The sequence below is a fragment of the Perlabentimonas gracilis genome, from assembly GCF_011174675.1.
Lineage (GTDB): Bacteria > Bacteroidota > Bacteroidia > Bacteroidales > Tenuifilaceae > Perlabentimonas > Perlabentimonas gracilis.
Genome location: NZ_JAANIG010000003.1, coordinates 161,374 through 185,403, shown reverse-complemented (window position 1 = coordinate 185,403; position 24,030 = coordinate 161,374). Strand labels below are relative to the sequence as shown.

The following is a 24,030-nucleotide window of genomic DNA, read 5'->3' as shown; positions in this document are numbered from 1 at the left end:
CACTACTGACCGACTAATAAATATAGATTTCTCGCTTCGCTCGAAATGACAGTACTTTCAAGAGGTCTAAGGGGGTGAAGGCGGCGTAGCCGCCTTCACCCCCTCACCCCATACAGCGTAACAGTCTGTCATTTCGAGCGAAGCGAGAAATCTATTACATTATTATCATTTTAAAAAAGACTTAGTCGGACACTAGTGAAAGAAAAACTAAATACCTTTTTGACTTTTGAGACATCCTCATTGTATTTGGACGAATGCGCCTAACTAAACGATATTGATTAATAACCAGCAAACATCTGCTGTTCTGCGTAATCCGCATTTCATATCTTACTCGTACTTAAGCACGCTGGCAGGGTTTGTATTGGCCGCCTTAATTGCATGGTAAATAATGGTTGCCATGGCTACAATCATTACCATCAAAGCGGAACTCGTATATAGTATCGCAGAATGTCCAGCCGATACAATAAAGTTTTGCATCCATTTTCCGATGAGCCACCATGATACGGGTATCGCTACTACGGTTGAGATAAGAATAAGCCTAAGGAAATGCCAGCTTAATAAACCTACAACCCCAATGCTGGTCGATCCCAACACCTTTCGAATGCCAATCTCCCTTATCTTCTTGTTGATACTAAAAGCAGCCAGCCCAAATAGCCCTATGCAGGCAATAAAGATTGCAACTATGGTAAACCCTTGGAACAGTCGCTTAAGCCTAGCCTCCTCTGCGTAAAGTTTGGATAGGTCGTCGGATAGTATGCTGTATGTTAATGGGTTGTTTGGGGCATATTTATTCCAGGTTGCTTCAACCAGCCGGATTGTTTCCTGCGTTTGCCCAGCTTGATAGTTGATGGTTAGCAGCTGACGCGAAGCTCTATTCACAATCATCATCGGCCCTATGGGCTTGTGGAGCGATTCGTAGTGGAAATCATCAACAACCCCCACAACTCTGAGCGTGGCATTTTGAAGAAAGTGTAAAGTAGTGCCAATAGGCTCATCCCAACCGTAAAGTTCAACAGTACGTTTATTTATCACCACCTCGTAAACTGAATCTGAGGGTTCATAGTTTTTGAATGGCCTACCTTGCAGAAATTTTATGCCTAACGTTTTGAAGTAGGAGGAGTCAGCTTGCTGTACTCTAAAGCTAACATCTTGTCCGTTATGGCTCATACTCCAGCCCTCATTGAAGTTGCCAAGGGGTGATGCGTGGAAAGATGCAGATTTAATAATTGGACTTGCTTGCAGATCGTTTATAAACGCCTCCCGGTTTCGAAGCATTTCCGATGAGGTCTCCAAGAATAGCTTATTTCCCCTCTCAATACCCAAATCTCTATTGTTGAGGTGATTCACCTGTTGGTTAACATGCAGCGTAAAGGCTATTAGGATTACTGAGGCCGCAAACTGAATGGATATTAGTATTTTCCTAAAGTTCTCGCCCTTTTGCCCTCCCGTTTTGGCTCCCGAAAGAATTGCGTTTGGACTAAAGGAGCTGATATGGAATGCGGGGTAACTCCCTGCCATTAGGCCTAGAAGTAAAGGGCCAACTATAACTATGGCAATATTTACACTGTCGAACATGTTGAAGCTAAGGCTAACATTAACCAGCGATGAGAATAGATGTATAAGTTGCTCTACAAGTATTATCGCAATAAATGTGGAGATGTAAGCAGTAAGAATACTCTCAAGCAGGTGCTGTTTTACCAATGAATTTTTGCTTGCGCCAATCGTTTTGCGAATTCCAATTTCCTTTGTGCGGTAGGTTGCCTGAGCAATGCTGAGGTTGGTGAAGTTTATTATTGCCAATAAAAGAATTATTAGGGAAACCCCTATGGCTATGGTAATATTGGATCTGCTACCGTGCCTAAAATCATCATCGTTCTTATAGATGTTAAAGTATATATCGGTTAAAGGGGTCAATATGAATTCTACCTTATCGTCCTTTGGTAATTCGATGTTTTTACGGATAAATACATTTAAATCGGCATTCATTTTTCCCTCCAAGGATTCAATATCCACCCCTGGCTTCGTTAGCAGCAGGGTGTTGTAATTCCATTGGTAAAAGTTGTCGAGCGCTTTGGGGTTGTTGCGCATAATCTTATAGAAATCGAAAGGAATAAGTGCCTCAGCCTGAATGCTCGAATTGGTTGGAAAATCTTCCATTACCCCGGTTACCTGAAGGTTAAACCTATTTTCGCTGGTAATAGACTGGCCAATGGGGTTTTCGTCACCAAATATCCGTTTGGCAGCAGATGCTGAAAGAACGATGCTCTCGGGGTTGGACAAAACGTGCTTGGGATTACCAAGCTTGAGAGGGAAGGAGAAAACGTTAATAAATGTTGAGTCAACCAGCCATATGTTTTCAAACTTAACGGTTTTGTCGTTATGCTTAAAAAGATTGCTGCTGTATTGGGTTTTAGCGGCCCTCACATAGGCCTCTACCTCGGGGAACTGTTCTTTTAGGTATGGGCCTATTGGCGCAGCCATATTATGCACTTGCTCCCGCTCAATGCGGTAGATGCGCTGGTGGTTTTCGTGAAACTTATCGGTACCGGCAATCAGCCTAACGTAAATTGTAATCATGATGAATACGGCCATGCTACCGGCAAGCCCTAGGATGTTGATGGCAGAAAAAACTTTATGCCTTTTCAGATTGCGAAGGGCTGCTATGATATAATTTTTGAACATTCTTTATTTAGTTTTAATGTTTAACTTTTATAATTCTCTTTACTTAGCTATCAATAATGTTTTTCTTCCAGTTCCACTCTTGTACTGCTCTTGTAATGCAAGTGTCTTACAACTTGCTTACTCATATCGTAACGCGTTCACCGGGTTGGTTCTGGCTGCTTGCAATACCTGCCAAGCAATGGTGAGCATTGCAATCAAGTAGGTGCTTACGATAGCAGATATAAAAATCCATGGCGAAATATCGATTCTGTAGGCAAAATCGTTTAGCCAATCTTTGGCAAGGTACCATCCAATTGGCAGGGCAATTATATTTGCCACTAGCACCCATTTTGTTGAGTCGGTTAGTAGCAGCCTAAGCAGCGTGGGTAGCGAGGCTCCTAGTATTTTTCTTACCCCCAGCTCCTTGGTTCGGCATGCTAGTGAGTAGGCCGATAGGGCATAAAGGCCAATCATCGAAAGCAATAATGCTAATGCCGAGGCCGAAAGTATCAGCCTAAAGGTCTTCTCCTCTGCTCCATACTGAGTATTAAGGTAATCGCTTAGGTATACGTAGCTGCTTTTGTAGTTTGGCTCGTGCTTTTGTATTATAGACGTAATTTTACTTATGGTCTCTTGCTTGTTAGAGTCTTCAATCCTTATGGTGAAGTTATGCATCCGGGGGTTATACCTTGTTATAATTAGTGGTTCAATGTTATCTCTAAGCGAAGCGAAATGAAAATCTTTGATTACACCAATAATTTTTCCCGGTCGCTTCCACATGACCACCCTGGCATCGATGGGGTTATCTAAACCAAGACTTTTGGCGGCAGTTTCGTTTATTATAAAACCCTCATTATCCGAAGGGGAATCTGGCAAAAAGTCTCTCCCACTGATAATCTGCATACCTGTTGTTCCAATGTAGTTGTCTTGTACTCGCAGCTCCTTAATGCTGAATGCAGAGCTTGGGTCTGCTCCTTGCAGGTATAGGTTCATTCCGCTGAAACTGCCTCCGCTGGGTAAGCTTTGGGCCGCCGAAACGGAGATAACCCCAGGTATAGTACTTATGTCATCTTTAATAGCTTTATATGAGCCTATTAGGCTTTCGTTTACGCCAAAGAATATTACCAAGTTCTCCTTGTCAAACCCAAGATCCTTTTTCTTGATGAATTGCATTTGAGAGTTTATGACAAGCAAACTAAAAATTAGAAGGGCTGCAATGCCAAATTGTAAAATAATTAGTGTCGATTTGAAGACACGATTCGGTTTCCCCGATTCCGAAAGTCCTCTTAGTATTGTGATGGGTTTGAAACGAGATACGTAAAACGACGGGTAGCAACCACCAATTATACCCACAATTACTGCTAGGCTTACTACCAGAGCAAAATAACCAATGTTCTGCTTGTAGTCCAACGATAAGGAGGTGCTCAAAAGATTATTAAAGGGGACAATAAGTAGCTCTATAAGTGTGAGGGAGATAACTAGCGCTAGAAGAGATGTCAGAATTGACTCGCCAATAAACTGAACAATGATTTGGCTCCGGTTTGAACCTACCGACTTTCGAATTCCTACCTCACGCTTACGCTTATCTGCTCTTGCTGTTGATAGGTTGATAAAGTTTATTGAGGCAATTATGAGCACCAGCGTTCCAACTATACCTAGGGTAAGAACAAACACCGAGTTGCTGGTTATTGCTTGGTCGTAAGGGTAGTTGGCTGCCAAGTGGATTTTATGCAGCGGAATAAGTACCGTTTTTGTATGCTCCTTTGGCCTGCTGCTCCCAATGTTTCGTTCGATTATTGAGGCGTTAATTTCCCCAATTTTAGCAAATATCTCTTTAGTTGGCGAGTTGTAAAATTTGACGTAGGTGAAAAAGTCTTGGCCTTGTCCTCTAAGTAAAGGCTGAGACATGGTGCTAAAATTGGTAACCACATCAAACCTGATATGCGAGTTTTTTGGAATATCGGAAAAAACTGCGCTAACATTTAAGCTCTGGGGTTTTCTGTAAAGCGAACGGGTTGCAGAGTCTATATCTAAGGTGTAAATCTCTACAGATTGCCCAATGGGATTCTCGTTACCAAACCATTCATTGGCCACCCTCTCCGATATAGCTATTTGATTAGGTGCATCAATGGGAGTGGTGATGCTCCCCTGTACGATTGGGAAATTAAAAAGGGTGAAAAAGGAGGAGTCGGTATATATCATTACCTTCGAACTCTTTGACTCGCCCTTAATGTTTACTGCTCCACTACTCCCAAAGAATAGTCTTGCTAAGCCTTCAATATCTGGCATTTGGTTCATTAGCTCTTCTCCCGTTTCGTAGAGAGTGCAAGGAAGCCTTTCTTCTTGTAAATCGGGTTTTGTAAAGTGATTGTGCAGCCGATAAATCTTATCGTAATCCTTATGAAATTTATCGAAACTCAGTTCGAACTTTACGTAAAGCCCTAACAGCAGGGCTACGCACATACCAATAGCTAATCCGCCAATATTCACTAGGCTGTACCACTTGTCGCGGTACATAGCCCTGAACGCAGTTTTGAGGTAATTCTTTAGCATAATGAACATTTTTGTCCATTTCAATCAAACCACATACCACTAGCGGTAAGTTGCATATTGTTAGCGAGATATACTTTTGCTGTTTTGTGGGTGATGTTGTTTTTGTTTCAAAACAGAACAGCCTTGTTCGTATTTGTACATGGCTATCGTCATTCACTAACAGAAACATCAACTTATGCCACACCGCTTTTTAGGGATGCGCTTAAATGCCAGTTATCTTAATCTCTGTCCTACGGTTTTCGGCTCGTCCATCCTCGGTGGCATTATCGCCAATGGGCTTGGTAAGCCCATAACCCTTCCAGGTAATTCTGGCAGGATCAATGCCTTTTTCGATTAGGAATTGCGCTACCGATTTGGCCCTGTTGTCGGACAGGGTGAGGTTATAGCTGGCGCTACCCACATTGTCGGTATGGCCACCCACCTCAATGGTGAGCGTGGGGTTAAGGTTAAGCAGCTCGGTAAGTTTGTTCAGCTCCGAAATCGATTCGCCTTTCAGCTGGTACGAGTCGGTTTCGTAAAACACGTTGCGCATAACAATAATCCCCCCAATGCGGATTGGTGTTAGCTCAATATTCTTGCGGTAGGGTTCGTCGGCGCTATAAATACCCGACAGGTCGAAGTGCTCCGAGTGGTAAAGGTAGTTGGGAGCCGAGGCAAACATGGCGTAGCTTCTATTGGTGGGCAAGGTGAGCAGGAACGAGCCGCTGCTCGAGGCTTGCGCCTCGGTGATAATGCTGTCGCGGGCAACATCCACCAGGGTAAAGTTGGCCCTAATGGGCCAGCCGCTACGCGCATCGGTAATGGTACCGGTGATGTACGAGGTGGGGGTGGGGCGTATGTCCTGAGGAATCTCAAACTTAAAAATATCTCTTCCTGCCTCGGCGCTAATATCCGACGAGTAGTAGGCCATGGTGCCCTTGGCATTTACAATTAGCCCATCCTCGTCGCGATGCGTGTTGATGGGGTAGCCAAGATTTTTAGGTGTGCTCCAGGTGGAGTCGTTTATCATTTGCGACATGAAGATGTCCAGTCCACCCATGCCCACTCTACCATTCGACGAGAAGTAGAGCGTTCGGTTGTCGAAATGAATAAAGGGCGATTGCTCGTTGTACTTGGTGTTAATGCTATCGCCTAGATTCTCGGGATCTCCCCACTTGTTGCTGTCCAGCTTATGAACTCGCCAAACATCAAAGTCGCCCATTCCGGTATTCCTGTTGCTAACAAAGTACAGCGTTTTGCCATCGGGCGAAATGGAGGGTTGCTTCTCGCTGGAGTACGGAAGGTTTATGGGGTTTGGTAACGACTTAGGATTGCCCCATCGGCCATTATCGTCCAGCTCGCTGAAGTATAAGTTGCAGTACCCTCGGCAAATGGTGTAGTACATAGTTTTGCCATCGGCGGTGAGCGATTGTGCCCCCTCGTTGAAGTGTGGTGTGTTAATGGGTGGCCCAATGTTCGATACGGGCTCCCACTCTCCCTTCTCGTTTCGGTGAGTTATGTAAAAATCTTCCTGATGCCTGCCTGACGGTTCGCCTGTTGGCAATGGTACAGGTTTCTTAACTGTTATCACCAACGTATTCTCCGAGGCCGAAAGGCTTGGCCAGTACTCGTCGAGAGTGCTATTAACATTTGGCCCAAGATTGATGAGTTCAAAGGGAACGGGGTTAGCTATGGCCTCTAGGGCAAAATCGCAGCTTTTTATGTACAGCTCGGCCAGTTCACGCATATCCTCACGTATAAACGAGTACTCCACAAATTTGCTTAGGTGTTGTTTTGCCCTAGGGTAATTGGGAACCTTCATGAGCATAGCCCCCAGGCTAAAGTAGAGGTTAGGGAAAAACTCAGGGTTAATGGCAATGGCTTTCTCCCCGTATTCAATGGCCTTCTCCAGCTGGTTAATCCTTTGGTACACCTGCGATAAGAATAGATGGGCTTCGATAAAATTCTTGTCAATATCAATGGCCTTAAGCAGCGCCTCCTCGGCTTGGATAAACTCAAACCTGTCGTACGCTTGCATCGATAGTTCGTACTGCTTTATGGCTCTGCGCTTTTTGGTGCTTAGCTCCTGCGATTGTGCAAAAACGTTATTGCCGGCCAGCAAAATGGCCAGTAGCATTACAACAACTTTTTGGTGATATCTATTTGTAAGCATATGCTTTTAGTCAAAGGTTTATAGTGCGTTTAATCTTATCAACACCAAGCGGCATTCCAAAAAATACAAACAGTTTTATGGTATAACAGATTGGTGTAAGATTAATTGTGACTCATCAAAAGTATGAAATTTTAGTTTTTATTCCCATACTGCTTAACATCAAAAGCAGTCAATAGTTAAGAAGTCAATGGGTATTGCTTGTAAAAAGTTAATGTCAAAAATTGCGGGATGATCGGTTCTTTAAATCTATTAATTTTGATAAGGTTTGCTATCTTTGATATAAAATCAACAGTTTTTCTTAAAAAGCATGGTCGAAATTCTTTTACTCAATCCCATTTACGTCACACTTTTTTGGGCTATTGTCCTTAATACTTATAAGCGAGATGCGCACCAGCCTAAGGTTTTTTTGGGATGGTTTATGCTTGTGGCTTCATGGGTGTATATATCGCACTACTTCTACTTTACTCAGCAGCTAGAGGTTTATTTCTATCTCGATAGCATTTATACCCTTGCCTATCTGTTGGTGTACCCAATGTACCACATCTATGTGCGTTTGCTTACGGTCGATTCCCACTTTAGCATAAAGAAGCACCTTAGGTTTCTCATTGCACCATTCACACTATTTTTACTTACCGGTGTTGGGTATATCGCTATGGGCAAAGAGCATGGTGTTGAGTTTATCTCCGATATTTTGGTGCAGGGCAAAAGACCCTCCACCGCAATGCATGAGGCCATGTTTATCCTGTACGTAATTGGTAGGCTTACCTTTTTGTTCCAAACCGTGTTTTACCTTGGCTATAGCTTTACATTAATCCGTAGTAATAACCTAAGAATACAGGATTACTACTCCAACATGGAGGATAGGAAGCTTAATTGGCTTCAGTTTTTCAACATCTGCTTTGCGCTAACCTCTGTCTCTAGCGCAGCCCTTGCCGTGTTGGGGCGTAACACATTTCTTGAGAACACCTACCTGCTAATAATCCCTTCCATTGTTTTTACCGTAATGCTTTTCTTTGTTGGCTTGCTGGGCAACAGCCAGAGAGCAATTTTTACCGAGATTGAAAACGCCCCTGACTTGAACAATGAGGGGAAGCCTCCCCAGCGGATAAAGGCTAAGCTCGATAATCTTTTTGAGAAGGAAAAGGTTTACAAGAACCCCGACCTTAAAATATGGGATGTTAGCTCCATGCTAGGAACGAACCGCACATACGTTTCCAATGCTATCAATACCGAGTATGGCCGAAACTTCTGTGCGCATGTAAACTTTTACCGTATCAATCATGCCAAGGCGCTAATCCAAAGTAACCCAAACCTTACCAATCAGCAAATTGCCGAGTTGGCAGGCTTTGGCTCGGCAAGCTCCCTGCACCGAGCATTCCAGTCTAGCGAGGGCCTTTCGGTGGGTCAATACCGCAAGCAGATGGGGCAAAGCTAAATTGGTTTTTGCACTGCAGCACCTTATGGGGTGGCTCAAATAGCATTGGTTACTGTGTTTTTAAACATCAATATAGCGGCTTGGTGCCATTTGCCGAAATTTTGCCAATCGTTGAGGGTAATTGATGTGCCTTGCTCAAAACCCCTGCGCAGCCTCTGGTAAAACCCATAGAAACCCATTATGCAAAGGCTTACATATTGATAATCGTCATTTTACAACCCGCCTTTTATTTCATAACTTTACCCACATAAAGAGATTGAAAATTATTAACTAACAAAAATATCCGCGTATGAATGCTAAGGATTTGTTTGCCAAAGCCAAAAAGTTGAACGCTTGGCAATACAACAAAAAGGAGCTCTACAGGGGCTATACCGACAAAATTCTTTACATCAATGTGGGCGATGCTGCTATTAAGGAGAAGGATGTACCAGCACAGATGAAGGAGAAATTTGTGGGTGGCAAGGGCTACGGCCTACGCCTGCTTTGGGATGCTACTACCCCAACCACCAAGTGGAACGATCCTGAGAACGAGGTTATCATCAGCTCAGGCCCCATTGGGGGTATTACTCAGTACTCTGGTGCTGGTAAATCGCTACTGGTTAGCCTTTCGCCCCAAACCGATTCTGTAATGGACTCGAACGTAGGTGGCTTCTTTGGCCCATTCCTTAAGTTCTCTGGTTTCGATGCGCTTGAACTGCAAGGCAAGGCCGAAAAGGATGTAATTATTTACATCGATGGCAAGAACAATAATGTTGAGATCTACGAGGATCCTGGCTTTGCCAACGACTCTCACATACTTGCTGAGGAGCTATCGGAGGTGTTTGCCGATAATGAGAAAGACTACAAGAACATCGGTATCGTTTCGATGGGTGCTGCTGCCGACCACTCGCTAATTGGTATGGTAAACTTCACCTTCTACGATGTGAAGCGTAAGAAAATCCGCCTAAAGCAAGCGGGTAGGGGCGGTATTGGTACCGTTATGCGCGATAAGAAGATTAAAGCCATTGTGGCTAAGGTCGATGGCGTGAAGGGTAACCTTAACAACGTGGCCGACCTTGAGAAGATTACTGCCGTGGGACGTACCTACCAGCAGGAGATGCGCGAGCTCGACGACCACCAGTGCCAAATGCGTAAGAAGGGTACTGCTAACATCGCCAACGTGATGAACGACTACGACCTGCTGCCAACCCACAACTTTAAGTTTGGTAGCTCGGTTGACGGACAAAAAATCCACAGCGATATTTTCCGCGATAAGTACTTTACCCAGAACGTTCCAGATGGTTGCTGGATTGGCTGCGCCATGAGCTGTGCCAAGGGGGTAGACGATTTTGTGCTTAAAACTGGCCCATACAAAGGCGATGCCGTTATTGTTGATGGTCCCGAGTACGAAACCGTTGCTGGTTTGGGTTCAAACCTTGGTATCTTTGACCCCGAGCAGATTATCGAGGGTAACTTCTACTGCGATACCTACGGTATTTGCACCATCACTTGGGGTACTTGTATGGCATTCGTAATGGAGTGCTACGAGAACGGTATCCTTAACAAGGAGCGTACCGGTGGCCTGGAGCTTAACTTCGGCAACTTTGAGGATGCCATGGAGGTTATGCACCAGCTGGCTCGCGGCGAAGGTTTTGGCTTAATCGTTGGACAGGGCGTTCGCAAGATGAAGGAGCATTTCATTAAGCACTTTGGTGCCGACGAGAAGTTCCTTAACGATATAGGAATGGAGAACAAGGGGCTTGAGTACTCGCAGTACGTTTCAAAAGAGTCGCTTGCACAGCAGGGCGGATACGCCATGACCAACAAGGGCCCACAGCACGACGAGGCTTGGCTTATCTTCATGGACATGGTGAACAACCAGCTGCCTTCGTTCGAGGATAAGGCCGAGGCGCTTCACTACTTCCCAATGTTCCGTACTTGGTTCGGACTGCAGGGGCTTTGCAAGCTGCCATGGAACGACGTGGTGCCAAAGGATAACGCCGAGCACGACGAGCCGCACAAAATTCCTGGTCACGTAAACAACTACGTTGAGATATATAAAGGTGTAACCGGACAGCCTTTCTCCAAGGAGGAGATGATTACCCAGAGTGAGCGCGTGTACAACTTCCAGCGTATCTTCAATATTCGCCGAGGATTCGGATTGCGTAAGCACGATGCACAGCCATACCGTGCCGCTGGCCCTGTTACCCGCGAGGAGTACGAGAGCCGCCAGGAGCGTTACGACAAGCAGCTTAAGGAACTGGTGGGTATCGACCCAACCAACATGAGCACCGATGAGAAGATTACCGCCATGCGTAAGTATCGTGAGGATCGCTACGAGCAGCTTCTTGACGCAGTGTACAAGCGTCGTGGATGGACCCCCAATGGCGTTCCAACCATTGAGCACCTTAAGAACATCAAAATGGATCTTCCAGAGCTTATTGAGGTGATTACTCCACTTCAGTAGTTTGGCCGAAATAGTTTTTTAAACCCGATTGGTGTAACCCAGTCGGGTTTTTTTGTAGTTTTATCCTGTGGCTGGGAGATAACTTTCGAATGTCATTCTCCATCACTATGGTCCACCTGAAGGTGTATTAGAATAGTATAGTTAAACCTACAACTGTTTTTGTGCTTATTCAAAAAGCTATCGTTGTATATTAATCAAGAACACCCTTTTCCCCCATGGCAAGCATTACCCAAAATGAGTATATCGCCCGAATAAACAGGGCGTTCGATTACATCGAATCGAACCTCGGCAACCAATTCACCCTGCAGGAGCTGGCTGGAGTGGCCGACTTCTCGAAATACCATTTTAACCGAATATTCTATGGCGTGGTGGGCGAAACGCCATTCCAGTTCATTACCCGTGTTAGGGTAGAGCGGGCTGCAACGCTGCTTGTATCGCCTGCTAACGAGAGCATCTCGGAGATTGCCCAAAAGGTTGGGTTTACCGATCTGTCAATCTTTTCGCGCAATTTCAAGAGCTACTTCGGGGTATCGGCAAGTCAGTATCGACAGGCAAAGGGCAAGGATAGCAATTTTAGTCAAATGGATAGCAATAATCGGCAAGCTTCTGAGCGGCCATCCACGTACTTTTGTTTCGAATCCAAAACAATTAAATGGAAAGCTAATATGGAGCTAAACAAAAGCGTGGAGATTAAGGATCTCCCAAAAATGACAGTGGCCTACATCCGCCACATTGGCCCCTACCAGGGCGACGATAAGTTGTTCGAAAGGCTGTGGAACCAACTCTTCACCTGGGCTGGCCCTCGGAACCTGATCGGTGGCCCCGATTTTAAATCGTTGATTATTTACCATGACGATCCTAACATCACCGTGGAGGATAAGCTGCGGATGAGCGTGTGCATCACCGTTCCGCCGGACACTAAGGTCGATGGCGAGGTGGGCAAGATGGAACTCGAGGCCGCAAGGTACGTTATTGCTCGCTTTGTGGTGGATGCCACGCAGTTTGGCGAGGCGTGGCAGTGGCTATACGGGGTGTGGTTCCCCGGCAGTGGCTACCAGCCTGACGACAAGCCCTGCTTCGAGATGTACCCCGAGGAGCCAAAGGATGGTAGGTTCACAGTGGATATCTGCGTACCAGTGAAACCGTTGTAGAAAGAACTCACTCCAAGGCGCAGAGACGCACTGAGGATTTATTTCACTTAGCGTTTTTGCGCTTTAGCGTTTAAACCCAACCACAACAATACCCCCGCTGATGAGATTCACAGAGGATATCTGAGTGTTGGTTAAGCCGTTGTAGAAAGAGCTCACGCCAAGGCGCAGAGACGCACTGAGGATTTATTTCACTTAGCGTTTTTGCGCTTTAGCGTTTAAACCCAACCACAACAATACCCCCGCTGATGAGATTCACAGAGGATATCTGAGTGTTGGTTAAGCCGTTGTAGAAAGAGCTCACGCCAAGGCGCAGAGACGCACTGAGGATTTATTTCTCTTAGCGTTTTTGCGCTTTAGCGTTTAAAAACAACCACAACAATACCCCCGCTGATGAGGTTCACAGAGGATATCTGAGTGTTGGTTAAGCCGTTGTAGAAAGAGCTCACGCCAAGGCGCAGAGACGCACTGAGGATTTATTTCACTTAGCGTTTTTGCGCTTTAGCGTTTAAACCCAAAAGCCCCCCACCACTCACCACTCTCCGCTCACCGCTCATCTCCTCAACCCGCAACCAAAATTTATCTCCCCCTTCTTGATTATAAAAAATATTCCCCATATATTGACCTCCCTTAACGATTTTGCAAAACATTTATGTTGTAAGGCGATTGCAGACCAATGCGGATAGGGTTTGCAGTGCAAATTACGTCCACAAACATAATACTAACTAAACCTAGCAATTGTGAAAGTAAAACATCTACTCACTACAACATTCTTTACCTCCATGATGCTCCTTTGGAGTTTAGTGGGGTGGGGGCAAACAAGTGTTTTCAAAGAAACAATGGATGTTAATGAGCCTGAAACAGGTACAAAAGCAATATCAGCAGTTAACTTTGATAACCCTGAATTAAATTTTTCTGGTACAGGAGATTCAAGAACTACCAATTCATCCTCTGGATATGATGGTGCAAGTGGTAATAGAAATATATTTCTTACGAATGCAGGTGACCCAACCCTTATAATTTCAAACATCAACACATCAAATTTTTCTGATATAAAACTTGAGTTTGGTCTAAGAAAGTCTACAGTTGCATCAGACGCAACACACCTTAGAATTGAGGTAAGTGAAGATGGAGAAAACTTTAACTTGCTTGGTTTTCCACCCCAACCAACAGGTTCTGGAACAACAAACTGGAGGTTAATTGAGGTAACTGAAGGTACAATTCCATCAGCTGAGAACCTTACAATTAAATTTACAAACATTGCAGGAGATGCGCAAATTAACATTGATGACATTCATTTGTATGGTACTACTGATGATCCGTATTTAAATGTTAACCCTGTCTCAATAACTGTTATGACATATGTTGTTGGTAACGGGCCCTCTCAGCCTAAGCCTTTCGAAATTACAGGCGCAAACCTCGATGAAACAGATGTAACCATTACAGCACCCACAGATTTTGAGGTTTCAGAAAGTGAGGTAGGCGTATATGGTTCATCCCTAACCCTTACCGATTATGATGGTAGTGCTATTAGTATTTGGGTTAGACTAGCCCAGGGGCTTCCTGTTGGCGAATTCAATGGAGATGTCGAGGTTTATGGCGGTGGTGTAGCCGAGGAGGATGCTAAAACAGTATCGCTTTCAGGTAGGGTGGTTGAGGCATTTACTATTCCGTATATAAATAACTTTCGATCGCAGGTTGATGTCGATTTGGCAATTGACCAAGGTTTTCATATAGAAAATGCTACTATTCAGGAGATTTCAGAACCCTATCTGCAAATAGATATCAATGGCTTTGTTGAATCACCATCAATTGATTTTACGCCTTACGATATACTTCAATTTGAGTTTTCAACTGCAACTTGGGGCACTGGTTCGGGCCGAGAGCTATCATTATTAGTCTCATCAAATGATGGTGCCGATTATGATGTGGTTGAGACATTCCAAGTAACCGCTTCGGATCCCGACTACGAGATCCATAACTTTGCCCTTGATGTAACAGATGTGTACAATGTTACAAGCGGCCGGTTTAAATTGCAGATGACGAGTGGTACAGGGCGAACTCGCTTCCGCGATTTTTCAATAACCTTGCCCGAGTCAGCTACTATTAGTCCCACCACTGCTCAGTTCAATCTTTACGATCCTAAGGATATTTCCACCACAATTACTTGGAATGTTGCTACCTCAGTTTCTAGTGTCACTCTCGATGGATCTCCACTCTCGTTGGGCAGCGATTTCACATTACAAGATAACACCCTTACCATAATGTCTTCGGCTTTTGATGGAGCAGTCGAGGGGAATGCCTTCAATTTTATTATTGCCTTCGATGAGGGTGATGATGCTACGTTTACTGTCGAAGTTGTGGACTTAATACCTTCCTTCCAAGTTACCTTCTCCAAGCTCGGCGAAGGGGAGATTACCGCCAAGGTGGACGATGTTGAAATTACTTCTGGCAGTAGTGTTGATATTGGCAGTGAGATTGTGTTTACCGCAACCCCAGCCGATGGCTACCAAGTGAAACAGTGGACGCTCAATAGCGAGGTGGTTGCCGACAATACATCCAACGAGCTGGTTGTGCCAAGTGTCGATGCTGACGTTACGGTTACTGTGGAGTTCGAACCCATTGAGCCCGACACATACACGGTTACGTTTTCGGTGGAGGGAAGCAATGGGACCCTTACGGCTACAGCAGACGATAATCCCATATCGTCGGGCGATGATATTGTGGCGGGTAGCACCATTGTGTTTAGTGCTTCCCCAGAGGTGGGTTTCACCATAAAGGAGTGGACTGTAAATGGCGATCCCTTATCTGAGTTTACCGACAACACCTACACCATACCAAGTCTTACTGCCGATGTGGTGGTGACCGTTGAGTTCGAACCAATAGTACCCGAGACCTTTACCGTTACCTTCTCCGTTGTGGGCGATAACGGAACTCTTACCGCAACAGCAAATGGTGTTGGTATTTCTTCGGGCGTCGAGGTGGAGGAGGGTAGCGTAGTTGAATTTGTTGCCACTCCCGACGAAGGTTTTCTGGTAAAGGTATGGACCCTGAATGGTGATCCATTAGCAGGGTTTGCCGATAATACGTACACTATCAATGGATTGTCATACGATGTGGTGGTTACGGTAGAGTTTGTGGAGGAGGAAGAGGAAAAATATTCGGTTACATTCTCGGTTAAGGCAGGCCTTGGCAATCTGGTTGTTTCGGCCAACGGGCTCGATATTGTATCGGGACAAGAGGTTGCAGTGGGCAGCACGGTTGTGTTTAGCGCCGATCCGGCACCACATTACCGGGTAAAGGAATGGGTACACAATGGCGAAGCCGTTGAGGGCAACACCAGCAACGAATACACAATCCCAAGTCTCGACGATAATGCCACCGTAACCGTTGAGTTCGAGGAGGTGATTCCTGTGATGTACACCGTATCGTTTAGCGTGGTTGAGGTAAATGGTAATGCCAACGGAACCCTTGGCGCAACGGTAAATACCTTTAGCATAGCTTCGGGCGACGAGGTGGAGGAGGGCAGCACCATAATCTTTACCGCCAGCCCCAACGATGGGTACAGGGTGAAGGAGTGGAGTGTAAACGACGATCCAATTGCCGGCAATACCGACATTACCTATACCCTTACTGGCCTCAATGCCAATACCAACGTCACCGTGGAGTTCGAGGTGATAACCAGCGTGCCCTCGCTTGCGCTGGGTGGCGTAAGGGTTTACCCCAACCCATTTACCAACACCATAAGCATTGCCAATGCCGAGTCGGCGGCGCGGGTGATTATCACCGATATTATAGGTAAGCAGGTGATGGCCGTAACCCTTAACGGCGAAACCCACATCAATACCAGCAGCCTAAGGGATGGTGTTTACCTAGTTATTCTAGAGGATAGTACCGGCCAGCGGGTAGTTCGCCGTATGGTGAAGATGTAACCCTTACGTAAATTATCACTACTGGCCGACTAATAAATATGGATATAGCTTCGCGCTACTTCGTGGTCTCGCTTCGCTCGAAATGACAGTACTTTCAAGAGGTCTAAGGGGGGTGAAGGCGGCGTAGCGGCCTTCACCCCCTCACCCTGACAGCGTAACAGCCTGTCATTTCGAGCGAAGCGAGAAATCTATAACATTGTTATCATTTTACAAAATACTTAGTCGGATACTACTGGTAAATTATCTTATTTTTATCCCTAATAGAGCCTTGCATTCAATGCAGGGCTCTATTATTTTAGTTTCTATCGTCTAACCCTCCACTCATTTCTTCTCGTCAAGACGCTGACAGCCTGCCTGCTCTTTCCTTTGGCAGGGTGCTTCCCACCCTGTCTGCTGTCGCCTACCTCGGTAGGCAGGGTAAGCAAGCGACAGGCAGGGCTGTCAGGTCATTCAACCCGTAACCATCCAACCCGTAACTCATTTTCTCCTTTCCAGACGCTGACAGGTGCTTCGCACGCTGTCAGGTCTTTAAACCCGCAACCCTCCAACCCGTAACCTTCTAACTCGCAACTGTCTAACCCGCAACTCATTCTTTCTTTACGAGACGCTGACAGGTGCTACGCACGCTGTCAGCGTCTTTTAACCCGCCAACGCGCAACCATCTAACCCTCCACTCATTTCTTCTCGTCAAGACGCTGACAGCTTGCCTGCTCTTTCCTTTGGAAGGTGCTTCGCACCCTGTCTGCTGTCGCCTACCTAGGCAGGGTAAGCAAGTGACAGGCAGGGCTGTCAGGTCTTTTCCCCATCCGAAATCGCTCCAAACGGGCGATGAAGCTGCGAAGTTCCGTTGTCAGTTAGCACCGTGTCTTGTCTCGACGATAGAAGTGTTGAGGTTGGCTACACCCTATGTTGTATGCTAGCCTTAATTATTCCAGTTCTTTATTCTTTCGTTCAATAAGTTCTTTTGCATTTTGGCTTGTAACCACTTTTTTCCCCGTTTTCTCTTCAATTTCTTTTCTTGTATTTCCTGCAATGGTTCCACCTTGTTTTGCAATCTTTTGATTTTCTTTAAAATTTCTTGGTTTCTTTTCTTTTGATATTTCAGTTGTGGTCGCTTCCGCAAGCATATTCAGTACTAATTCAAGGTTTGTCATATGGTCACGCAAATTTTCTCTCTTTAACTGCTTGAAGTTCTTGTATTCTTTCGTTGTTAAGCCACTCCAAGCCTTTGTTATATCATCGGTTAAGATTGCGTATTCCTGTCCTTTTGTTACACCCCTTTTATCCCATTCATCTGTAAGTTCTTTTCGAACTTCAATGCTTTTAAGTCGTTGATTTATCCAAGATGTAGAATACCTTTTCCGCAAGTAGGTTTCCATAAGTCTGTCAATTCCTATTTCAGGGTCTTCAATCTCGTCAATTCTTTCCCTACCAACTTTTGCCAACCACAATTTAAAGGGTTCAGCTTTAGGCGAAGGAATTGATTGAATTAGTCTAAAAAGTTGTTCTGTATCAGCAACATCTGTTTTGTAGTATTTTCCATCAGATGAAAGCATTTTCAGTTGACTACAATTTGTAGTCAACTGACTTCCTTCTTTTTTTAACCTTGATTTTAATACACTCCAATATTTTCGAGGGTTTGGGCTTTCGGTTAAAATTCCAACGACGTCAACAATTGAGAAATACCACTTTTCTTGCTCATCATCCCAAATTGTTCTAATCTGCTTGTCGTTGAATAGTTTTATTGCTGTATCCTTTGTCATAAGATTTGTGTTATACCACAAATTTAGGATTTATATCAATGAGTTCAATGAAATGTCAAAGCAACTTATAGTGTTTATCCGCATCTTGACCAAAAAGGTCAATCGTCATTGCGAACCACGCAGGCAGGGGCGTACTCGCAAGATACGATTCGGTTGCTACGTTATAAAAAACACTTCCTGCCTGTTTTCTAAGAAAACGCCTCTCCCAACTTGTTTTTGGCCCAACGCTGACAGCCTGCCTGCCTTAGCAGATCATCCAACCCCGTAACCGTCCAACCTGCAACTCATTCTTTCTTTACGAGACGCTGACAGCCTGCCTGCTCTTTCCTTTGGCAGGGTGCTACGCACCCTGTCTGCTATCGCCTACCTCTAGGCCATAGCCGTCAAGCTAAGGATACAAAAGAAACAAATATTTCTATAGGATTGAGCAGAATATGAATACAATAGCCCTCGTAGAGGGCACATAGCGATTGAAGAAATTGATTCAAATAAATTAGCGCTTCGTAGATGCGCAATAAGGGTTGCGGATATATATATTGCACCCCCACGGGGTGCTTTAAGGCTTTGCAATCTATACCCTATCGCTATGCACCCTCTACGAGGGTGTGAATAAGGATATAAACGACTTTAGATAAATTGAAATTGATCTTAGCTTGACGGCTATGACCTCTAGACAGGGTAAGCAAGCGACAGGCAGGGCTGTCAGGTCTTTTAACCCGCCACCGTCTAACCTGTAACCATCTAACCCGCAGCTGTCTAACCCGTAACCCGCCACCGTTCCACACGCTACCCAAAATTCGTAACAATAATTTAGCTCTCCTCAACTTGATTATTAAAAATATTCCAACTAACTTGACCTCCCTTTCCATAAATTTTTTGGGGAGGTTTTTTAAAAAGCAGCTACATATTTACCGGGTATATACAGTTGCCCTGCAGTATGTTACAAAATGCAATACCTAACTTAATACTAACTAAACCTAACGACTATGAAAGTAAAACATCTACTCAGAACAACATTCTTTGCTGCAACCATGCTCCTCTGGAGTGGAGTGGGGTGGGGGCAGTACTCAGGAACTGGTACTTTTGAACAAATTACCACTGTTGAAGAAATTGAATCAGGTACTTATTATGTTTTCCATGGCATTAATGGAGACTATAATGGAGCATTAACGAATACAATTGCAAGTGGTAGAATGGGTAACACTGCTATCACTATATCTGAATCAAAAATTATTGATCCATCAGTTGCAGTTGTGTGGTTAGTTGTTGGAAATACTGTTGATGGCTTCACTCTTTATAATGAAGATCAAGCTAAGTATTGCGAAATTACTGCAAATAGTACTTCTGGTTTTTCCTTTAATGAAACATCAAGCCATGAATACATTGTAAGTGTTACTGGTGGAGCATTTACTTTTGCTTCAAATCATACCAGTGGAGGTTCAAGAGCTATTTCAATATATCAAGCAGATTGGCGTCCATATGCTAGTCCTAATACATTGAATTTATATAAACTAGATGCTGGTCCTTCAACCTCCCCGACAATCTCTAACATTACCCAAACCCCAACAGGAACCCCCAACGCTGTAACAACACTTGATGCGGTTTCAATATCTGCTGATGTTACCGCTGGTGATGCAGCCATTGAGACTGTTGAACTTAAGTGGGGAACCGCAACAGGTGATTATGGCACAACCATTGCCATGAGCAAGGGGGTTGGGGATACCTATACTACCGATACGGATATCCCTTCCCAAACTGACGGCACAACTGTTTACTATATAATTACCGCCGAGGATGCTGATGCCGAATCGTCAACTTCAACCGAGCGGAGCTATACCGTAGTTGGGCCAAAGAGCACAGCCTTACCTTACTTAGAAACTTTTGATGCTGATCTGAGCGATTGCTATACATATTCAGTACTGGGCGATCAATTATGGTCTTGGAATTCAGGAGGAAGTGCAAATATGTCAGGTTATTCAGGTACAAATTTGGCTAATGAAGATTGGCTAATAACTCCTGCGCTCGACTTTACAGGATTGACTAAAATAGCGCTTGTCTTTGACGAGATGATTAATTATTCTCACGCTGAATCTAGTCAAGAAGTTCTCGTTTCTACAGACTACTCAGGGGTTGGTAATCCCAATGATGCTACTTGGGTCCCATTAACAATTACAAATAGAGCGGGTGGTAGTTCATGGGATTTTGTTACAGTAGATAATATTGACCTGTCTGCTTATGCTGCTGAAAGTAATGTTCACATAGGATTTAAGTATACCTCTACAACCAATGGAGCAGCCACTTGGCGTGTCGATAATATCAATGTTTACGACTCTTCTTTGCCTGTGCTCAACGTTGACACCGAGGTGCTTTCGGGCTTTAAGTACATTTTGGGCTACGGGCCTTCCACATCGCAAACCGTTGCCATAGATGGTGAAAACTTCGACCCAGCTGAGGGGAACATAGCGGTTAATGCCACAGGTACTAGCTTCGAGGTATCAACCGATGATAATACTTACAGCGCATCTGTAGATGTTCCATATACCGCAGGTGAGCTCTCTAGCACCCCTGTTTATATCAGGCTAAAGAGTGGCCTCGCCGCTGGCGACTATAGCAACGAAATAATTAACATATCGGGTGGTACAGCCCCGGCTAAGGAGATTACTGCTAGCGGTAGTGTTTCACCTTTACCTCCAGGGCTTCCATATGCTCAAGATTTTAGCAACTTTGTTTTTGCTACTGATACAGAATTGCTCGTTTATGGCAATGATGATGAATGGAGTTTCGATGCTACTGGAAGTTCATCCGACAAGTATAAGTATAAAGGAGACTGGGGTTCTGGAACCGCTGGCGGTTTCCGAGGAAACGCTAATGTTTTGGGATATCAGCATACAGGAACAACCGGAGTACTAACCACAACCCTTACCCTTTTAAATAATACTGGAGCAACAATTGAAAAACTTGATGTTTCATATCTGGGGATGGTTGAAAAAGTAGCTGAGACTCGTCCCCCAGAGTGGACAGTTACGCTTAATGGTGAAGTTGTTCCTGATCTTGCTTATTCTACTGCCGACGGAGTTGACAAAACAGTTTCGGCTGTAATTTCTGGTTTAAATATTCAGAATAATGAAGTTTTCGTTCTTTCTTGGTCATCAGAAAGAGGTGGAACATCTGGTTCTAGCAGGCAAATAGGTATTGGCGAAGTAGATGTTAAGGTTTATGTATCTAACGACGCTTCACTTACCACCTTTACCCTTGGTGGTCTGAATGTATTACCAAGAACAGGCCTTTTGGTTGATGATCCCGATACCGACGAGGGTGCAACGCTTTACGTTGACGACTTTACCGGTTTCGAGGGTATTGCCATTGCCGCAACCGACGATGCCGCTAGCGTTGAGGTTTACCTTAACGAAGCTCTGGTAGAGGAAGCCAACTACTCAGCCCAGGTGCTTGCCGATGAGGATGTGGTTGTTGCTAAAGTTACCGCCGAGGATGGAACCATTGCCTACTACAAGGTTACCATAACAGGCGAGAACCGCGAGCTGGAGATTACCGGCCCTGCATTGCCTGCAACATACAATACCGCGGATGATATTGAATTTACATGGACAGCAGCCAATATTGCCCATATTAATATCTATGTGGTTGAGACAGGTGATGGAGGCGAGGCCATTCTGCTTAACGAGGATGCCCCAGTAGATGCAACCCTTGGTACATATACCTACACCGTGGCCAATGGCGATTTTGGTACCTTTACCGTTCGCATCGAAGATGCAACCGACGCTGCCTTCTCTCGCGAAACCACCGAGGTGCTTACCGTGGTAGATGATATGTCTCCTGAGGGGGTTGAGTTCTATCCCGCATGGGACGATGTTGATGTGCCCGTTAGCTTTACGCTTAGCATCAAATTCGATGAGGATATTGAGGCTGGTACTGGTAATATCACCATCAATAAGGTTTCCGACGATACCGAGGTGTTGAGCTTTGCCGATACGGATTTCACCATCAACAACGATATGCTTACTATTGACGTAAGTGGCTTGGCATTCGAAACCGAGTACTATATCCTTGCCGATGCAGGTGTTATTAAGGATCTTTCAGGCAATGAAACTCCAGCCCTAGACGATAAAACAGTATGGACCTTTACCACTGTGGAAGAGCCTGTTGGAGACCTGTTTATTTCGGAGTATATTGAGGGCAAGGAAAATGGTAACAACCGTGCAATCGAGTTGTATAACCCAACCAGTAGCGCACTCGACCTTTCCAACTATGTAGTAAAAGCAGCATACAATGGTGGAGGTTGGGCCATTAGAGACGGTGTTGAAATGAAAGAGTATATTCTTCCTCTTACCGGAACACTTGATGCAGGTAAAGTGTATGTTATCTATAATTCAGGGGCCGATGAAGAGATTACCTCAGTTGGGGACCTTTCATTAAGTTATGGTAGCGATTGCGATGGTTGCCGACTTGTTTCATTCACGGGTAACGATGCAATAGGTCTGTTTAAGAAGGACGGCGAAGACCTTGTTCTTATTGATGTTATTGGCGTTGAAACTGAGAACACAGCTTGGTCAGTTGCTGGCGAGGAAGGTGCTACACAGGATCACACGTTAGTTCGTAAAGCTCATATCACAATTGGTAATACCAACTGGGCAGCATCGGCTGGTACCAATGCCGACGATAGCGAGTGGATAGTTTATCCTGCTGATGAATTGTCATTCATTGGATGGCATGGTAATGAACCAACGCTTAGCATTACGTCTCCAGCCGATGGTAGCACACTATATGACGATAAAGTAACCGTTAGCTTTGCTGTGTATAACTTCCAGGTAGGTGATAACTCTGGTGGCGAAGACGATGGTTATGTTGTTTACAAGCTAAATGCTGGTGACGAGGTTGAACTGAAAACTACCGATGACTTTGAACTAACTGGTTTGGCATTAGGTGAGTACACCCTAACCATGTGGCTTGTTGATAATAATGGCGATGTGTTAAATCCCGAGGTATCACGTTCTGTAACCTTTACCATCGAAGAGATTTCTGTCCTAACCATCTACGAGGTGCGTTACACCACAGAGGATCCAGCCCTAAGCCCATACCAAGGCGAGGTGGTTACAACCAAAGGTATTGTAACCGGAGCTTATTTCTACAGTGGTAATGAGCGAGGTTTCTTTATTCAGGATGGTGTAACAGCATGGAATGGTATCATGGTGTACACAAATACTGCTACAGGAAACCCAGCCATTGGCGATGAGGTGCAAGTAACTGGTAAGGTTGACCATTTCTATAACTTTGTGCAGATAACTAATCCTACGTTTGAAGTGATAACTAGCGATAATGATGTTCCTGCGCCTAAGTTGCTTACAACAGCCGAGGTTGCAGCCAAACCCGCTGGTTACCAATGGCAGAGTATGCTACTTCGCGTTGAGGATGCCGAGTGTACCGATAATGCACCGGGTAACGGAAGGTTCTTGGTGAACGATGGCAGTGGTGTTCTTTCAATTGACCCAGGATTATATGCTTTTGACCCAGCAACTATTGAGGTAGGCAAAAAGTACAACATCACCGGATTTGGTCTGTTTGCTTTCAGCGAGCACAGGTTAGCACCGCGTAACGCTAGCGATATTGAGCTGGCAACAAGTGCTGGTGTGGTTACCGAGGAGAACATCAATGCATATCCAAACCCATTTAGCCATACGTTATGGCTTGATAATGTACAGAACGCTCGTCGCGTTGTGGTAGTAAACCTTATTGGCCAGCAGGTTGTAAATATGCAGCTGCATGGCGATAGCAGGGTTTCTATCCCAACCGAGAAGCTGCCTAGCGGAGTTTACCTAATCTCAGTCGAAGGACAAGATGGTGAGCGTACCGTTCGTAAGGTAATTAAGCGATAGCTAGTTCATCTCCCCATAGAAAGGCTCCGAGTTGCTCGGAGCCTTTTTT

General features: G+C 44.9%; 9 protein-coding genes. 5 read left to right on the top strand and 4 right to left on the bottom strand.

The features are described from left to right. Nucleotides 1–327 precede the first annotated feature (327 nt). The 3 genes from G8O23_RS02725 to G8O23_RS02715 form a co-directional block, all read right to left on the bottom strand. The gene (locus tag G8O23_RS02725) at nt 328–2,682 is read right to left on the bottom strand and encodes an ABC transporter permease (protein WP_166361504.1); all 2,355 of its coding nucleotides are present in this window, start codon (nt 2,680–2,682) and stop codon (nt 328–330) included. A gap of 117 nt (nt 2,683–2,799) precedes the next feature. Further along, nucleotides 2,800–5,214, bottom strand: coding sequence for an ABC transporter permease (locus G8O23_RS02720; protein ID WP_166361502.1), 2,415 nt, complete (start codon nt 5,212–5,214; stop codon nt 2,800–2,802). A gap of 202 nt (nt 5,215–5,416) precedes the next feature. After that, a complete protein-coding gene (locus G8O23_RS02715; protein WP_166361500.1) occupies nt 5,417–7,366 on the bottom strand; it encodes an OmpA family protein in 1,950 nt (649 codons plus the stop codon). Between the two features lie 307 nt (nt 7,367–7,673). Here G8O23_RS02715 and G8O23_RS02710 point away from each other — a divergent pair, with 307 nt between their 5' ends. From G8O23_RS02710 to G8O23_RS17605, 4 genes are all read left to right on the top strand, one after another. Then, complete coding sequence (locus tag G8O23_RS02710; RefSeq protein ID WP_166361498.1) at nt 7,674–8,801, top strand: helix-turn-helix domain-containing protein; 1,128 nt, start codon at nt 7,674–7,676, stop codon at nt 8,799–8,801. Nucleotides 8,802–9,090: 289 nt separating this feature from the next. Then, nucleotides 9,091–11,247, top strand: coding sequence for an aldehyde ferredoxin oxidoreductase family protein (locus tag G8O23_RS02705; protein ID WP_166361496.1), 2,157 nt, complete (start codon nt 9,091–9,093; stop codon nt 11,245–11,247). Nucleotides 11,248–11,462: 215 nt separating this feature from the next. Continuing rightward, on the top strand, nt 11,463–12,398 hold the full coding sequence (locus G8O23_RS02700) for an AraC family transcriptional regulator (RefSeq protein WP_166361494.1): 936 nt from the start codon (nt 11,463–11,465) through the stop codon (nt 12,396–12,398). 737 nt (nt 12,399–13,135) lie between these two features. Then, a complete protein-coding gene (locus G8O23_RS17605) occupies nt 13,136–16,327 on the top strand; it encodes an InlB B-repeat-containing protein (RefSeq protein WP_166361492.1) in 3,192 nt (1,063 codons plus the stop codon). A gap of 926 nt (nt 16,328–17,253) precedes the next feature. Here the strand turns inward: G8O23_RS17605 and G8O23_RS02690 are convergent. After that, on the bottom strand, nt 17,254–18,090 hold the full coding sequence (locus tag G8O23_RS02690) for a BRO-N domain-containing protein (RefSeq protein ID WP_166361490.1): 837 nt from the start codon (nt 18,088–18,090) through the stop codon (nt 17,254–17,256). Between the two features lie 986 nt (nt 18,091–19,076). On the opposite strand from G8O23_RS02690, the gene G8O23_RS02685 reads away from it, so the two are divergent. Further along, nucleotides 19,077–23,981 carry a lamin tail domain-containing protein gene (locus G8O23_RS02685; RefSeq protein WP_166361488.1) on the top strand — a complete coding sequence of 1,635 codons (4,905 nt, stop codon included), beginning with the start codon at nt 19,077–19,079 and terminating at the stop codon, nt 23,979–23,981. Nucleotides 23,982–24,030 lie beyond the last annotated feature (49 nt).

Coding starts and splice junctions, on each gene's coding strand:
- G8O23_RS02725 (WP_166361504.1), bottom strand. CDS start 2,682: ATGTTCAAAAATTATATCATAGCAGCCCTTCGCAATCTGAAAAGGCAT.
- G8O23_RS02720 (WP_166361502.1), bottom strand. CDS start 5,214: ATGCTAAAGAATTACCTCAAAACTGCGTTCAGGGCTATGTACCGCGAC.
- G8O23_RS02715 (WP_166361500.1), bottom strand. CDS start 7,366: ATGCTTACAAATAGATATCACCAAAAAGTTGTTGTAATGCTACTGGCC.
- G8O23_RS02710 (WP_166361498.1), top strand. CDS start 7,674: ATGGTCGAAATTCTTTTACTCAATCCCATTTACGTCACACTTTTTTGG.
- G8O23_RS02705 (WP_166361496.1), top strand. CDS start 9,091: ATGAATGCTAAGGATTTGTTTGCCAAAGCCAAAAAGTTGAACGCTTGG.
- G8O23_RS02700 (WP_166361494.1), top strand. CDS start 11,463: ATGGCAAGCATTACCCAAAATGAGTATATCGCCCGAATAAACAGGGCG.
- G8O23_RS02690 (WP_166361490.1), bottom strand. CDS start 18,090: ATGACAAAGGATACAGCAATAAAACTATTCAACGACAAGCAGATTAGA.
- G8O23_RS02685 (WP_166361488.1), top strand. CDS start 19,077: ATGAAAGTAAAACATCTACTCAGAACAACATTCTTTGCTGCAACCATG.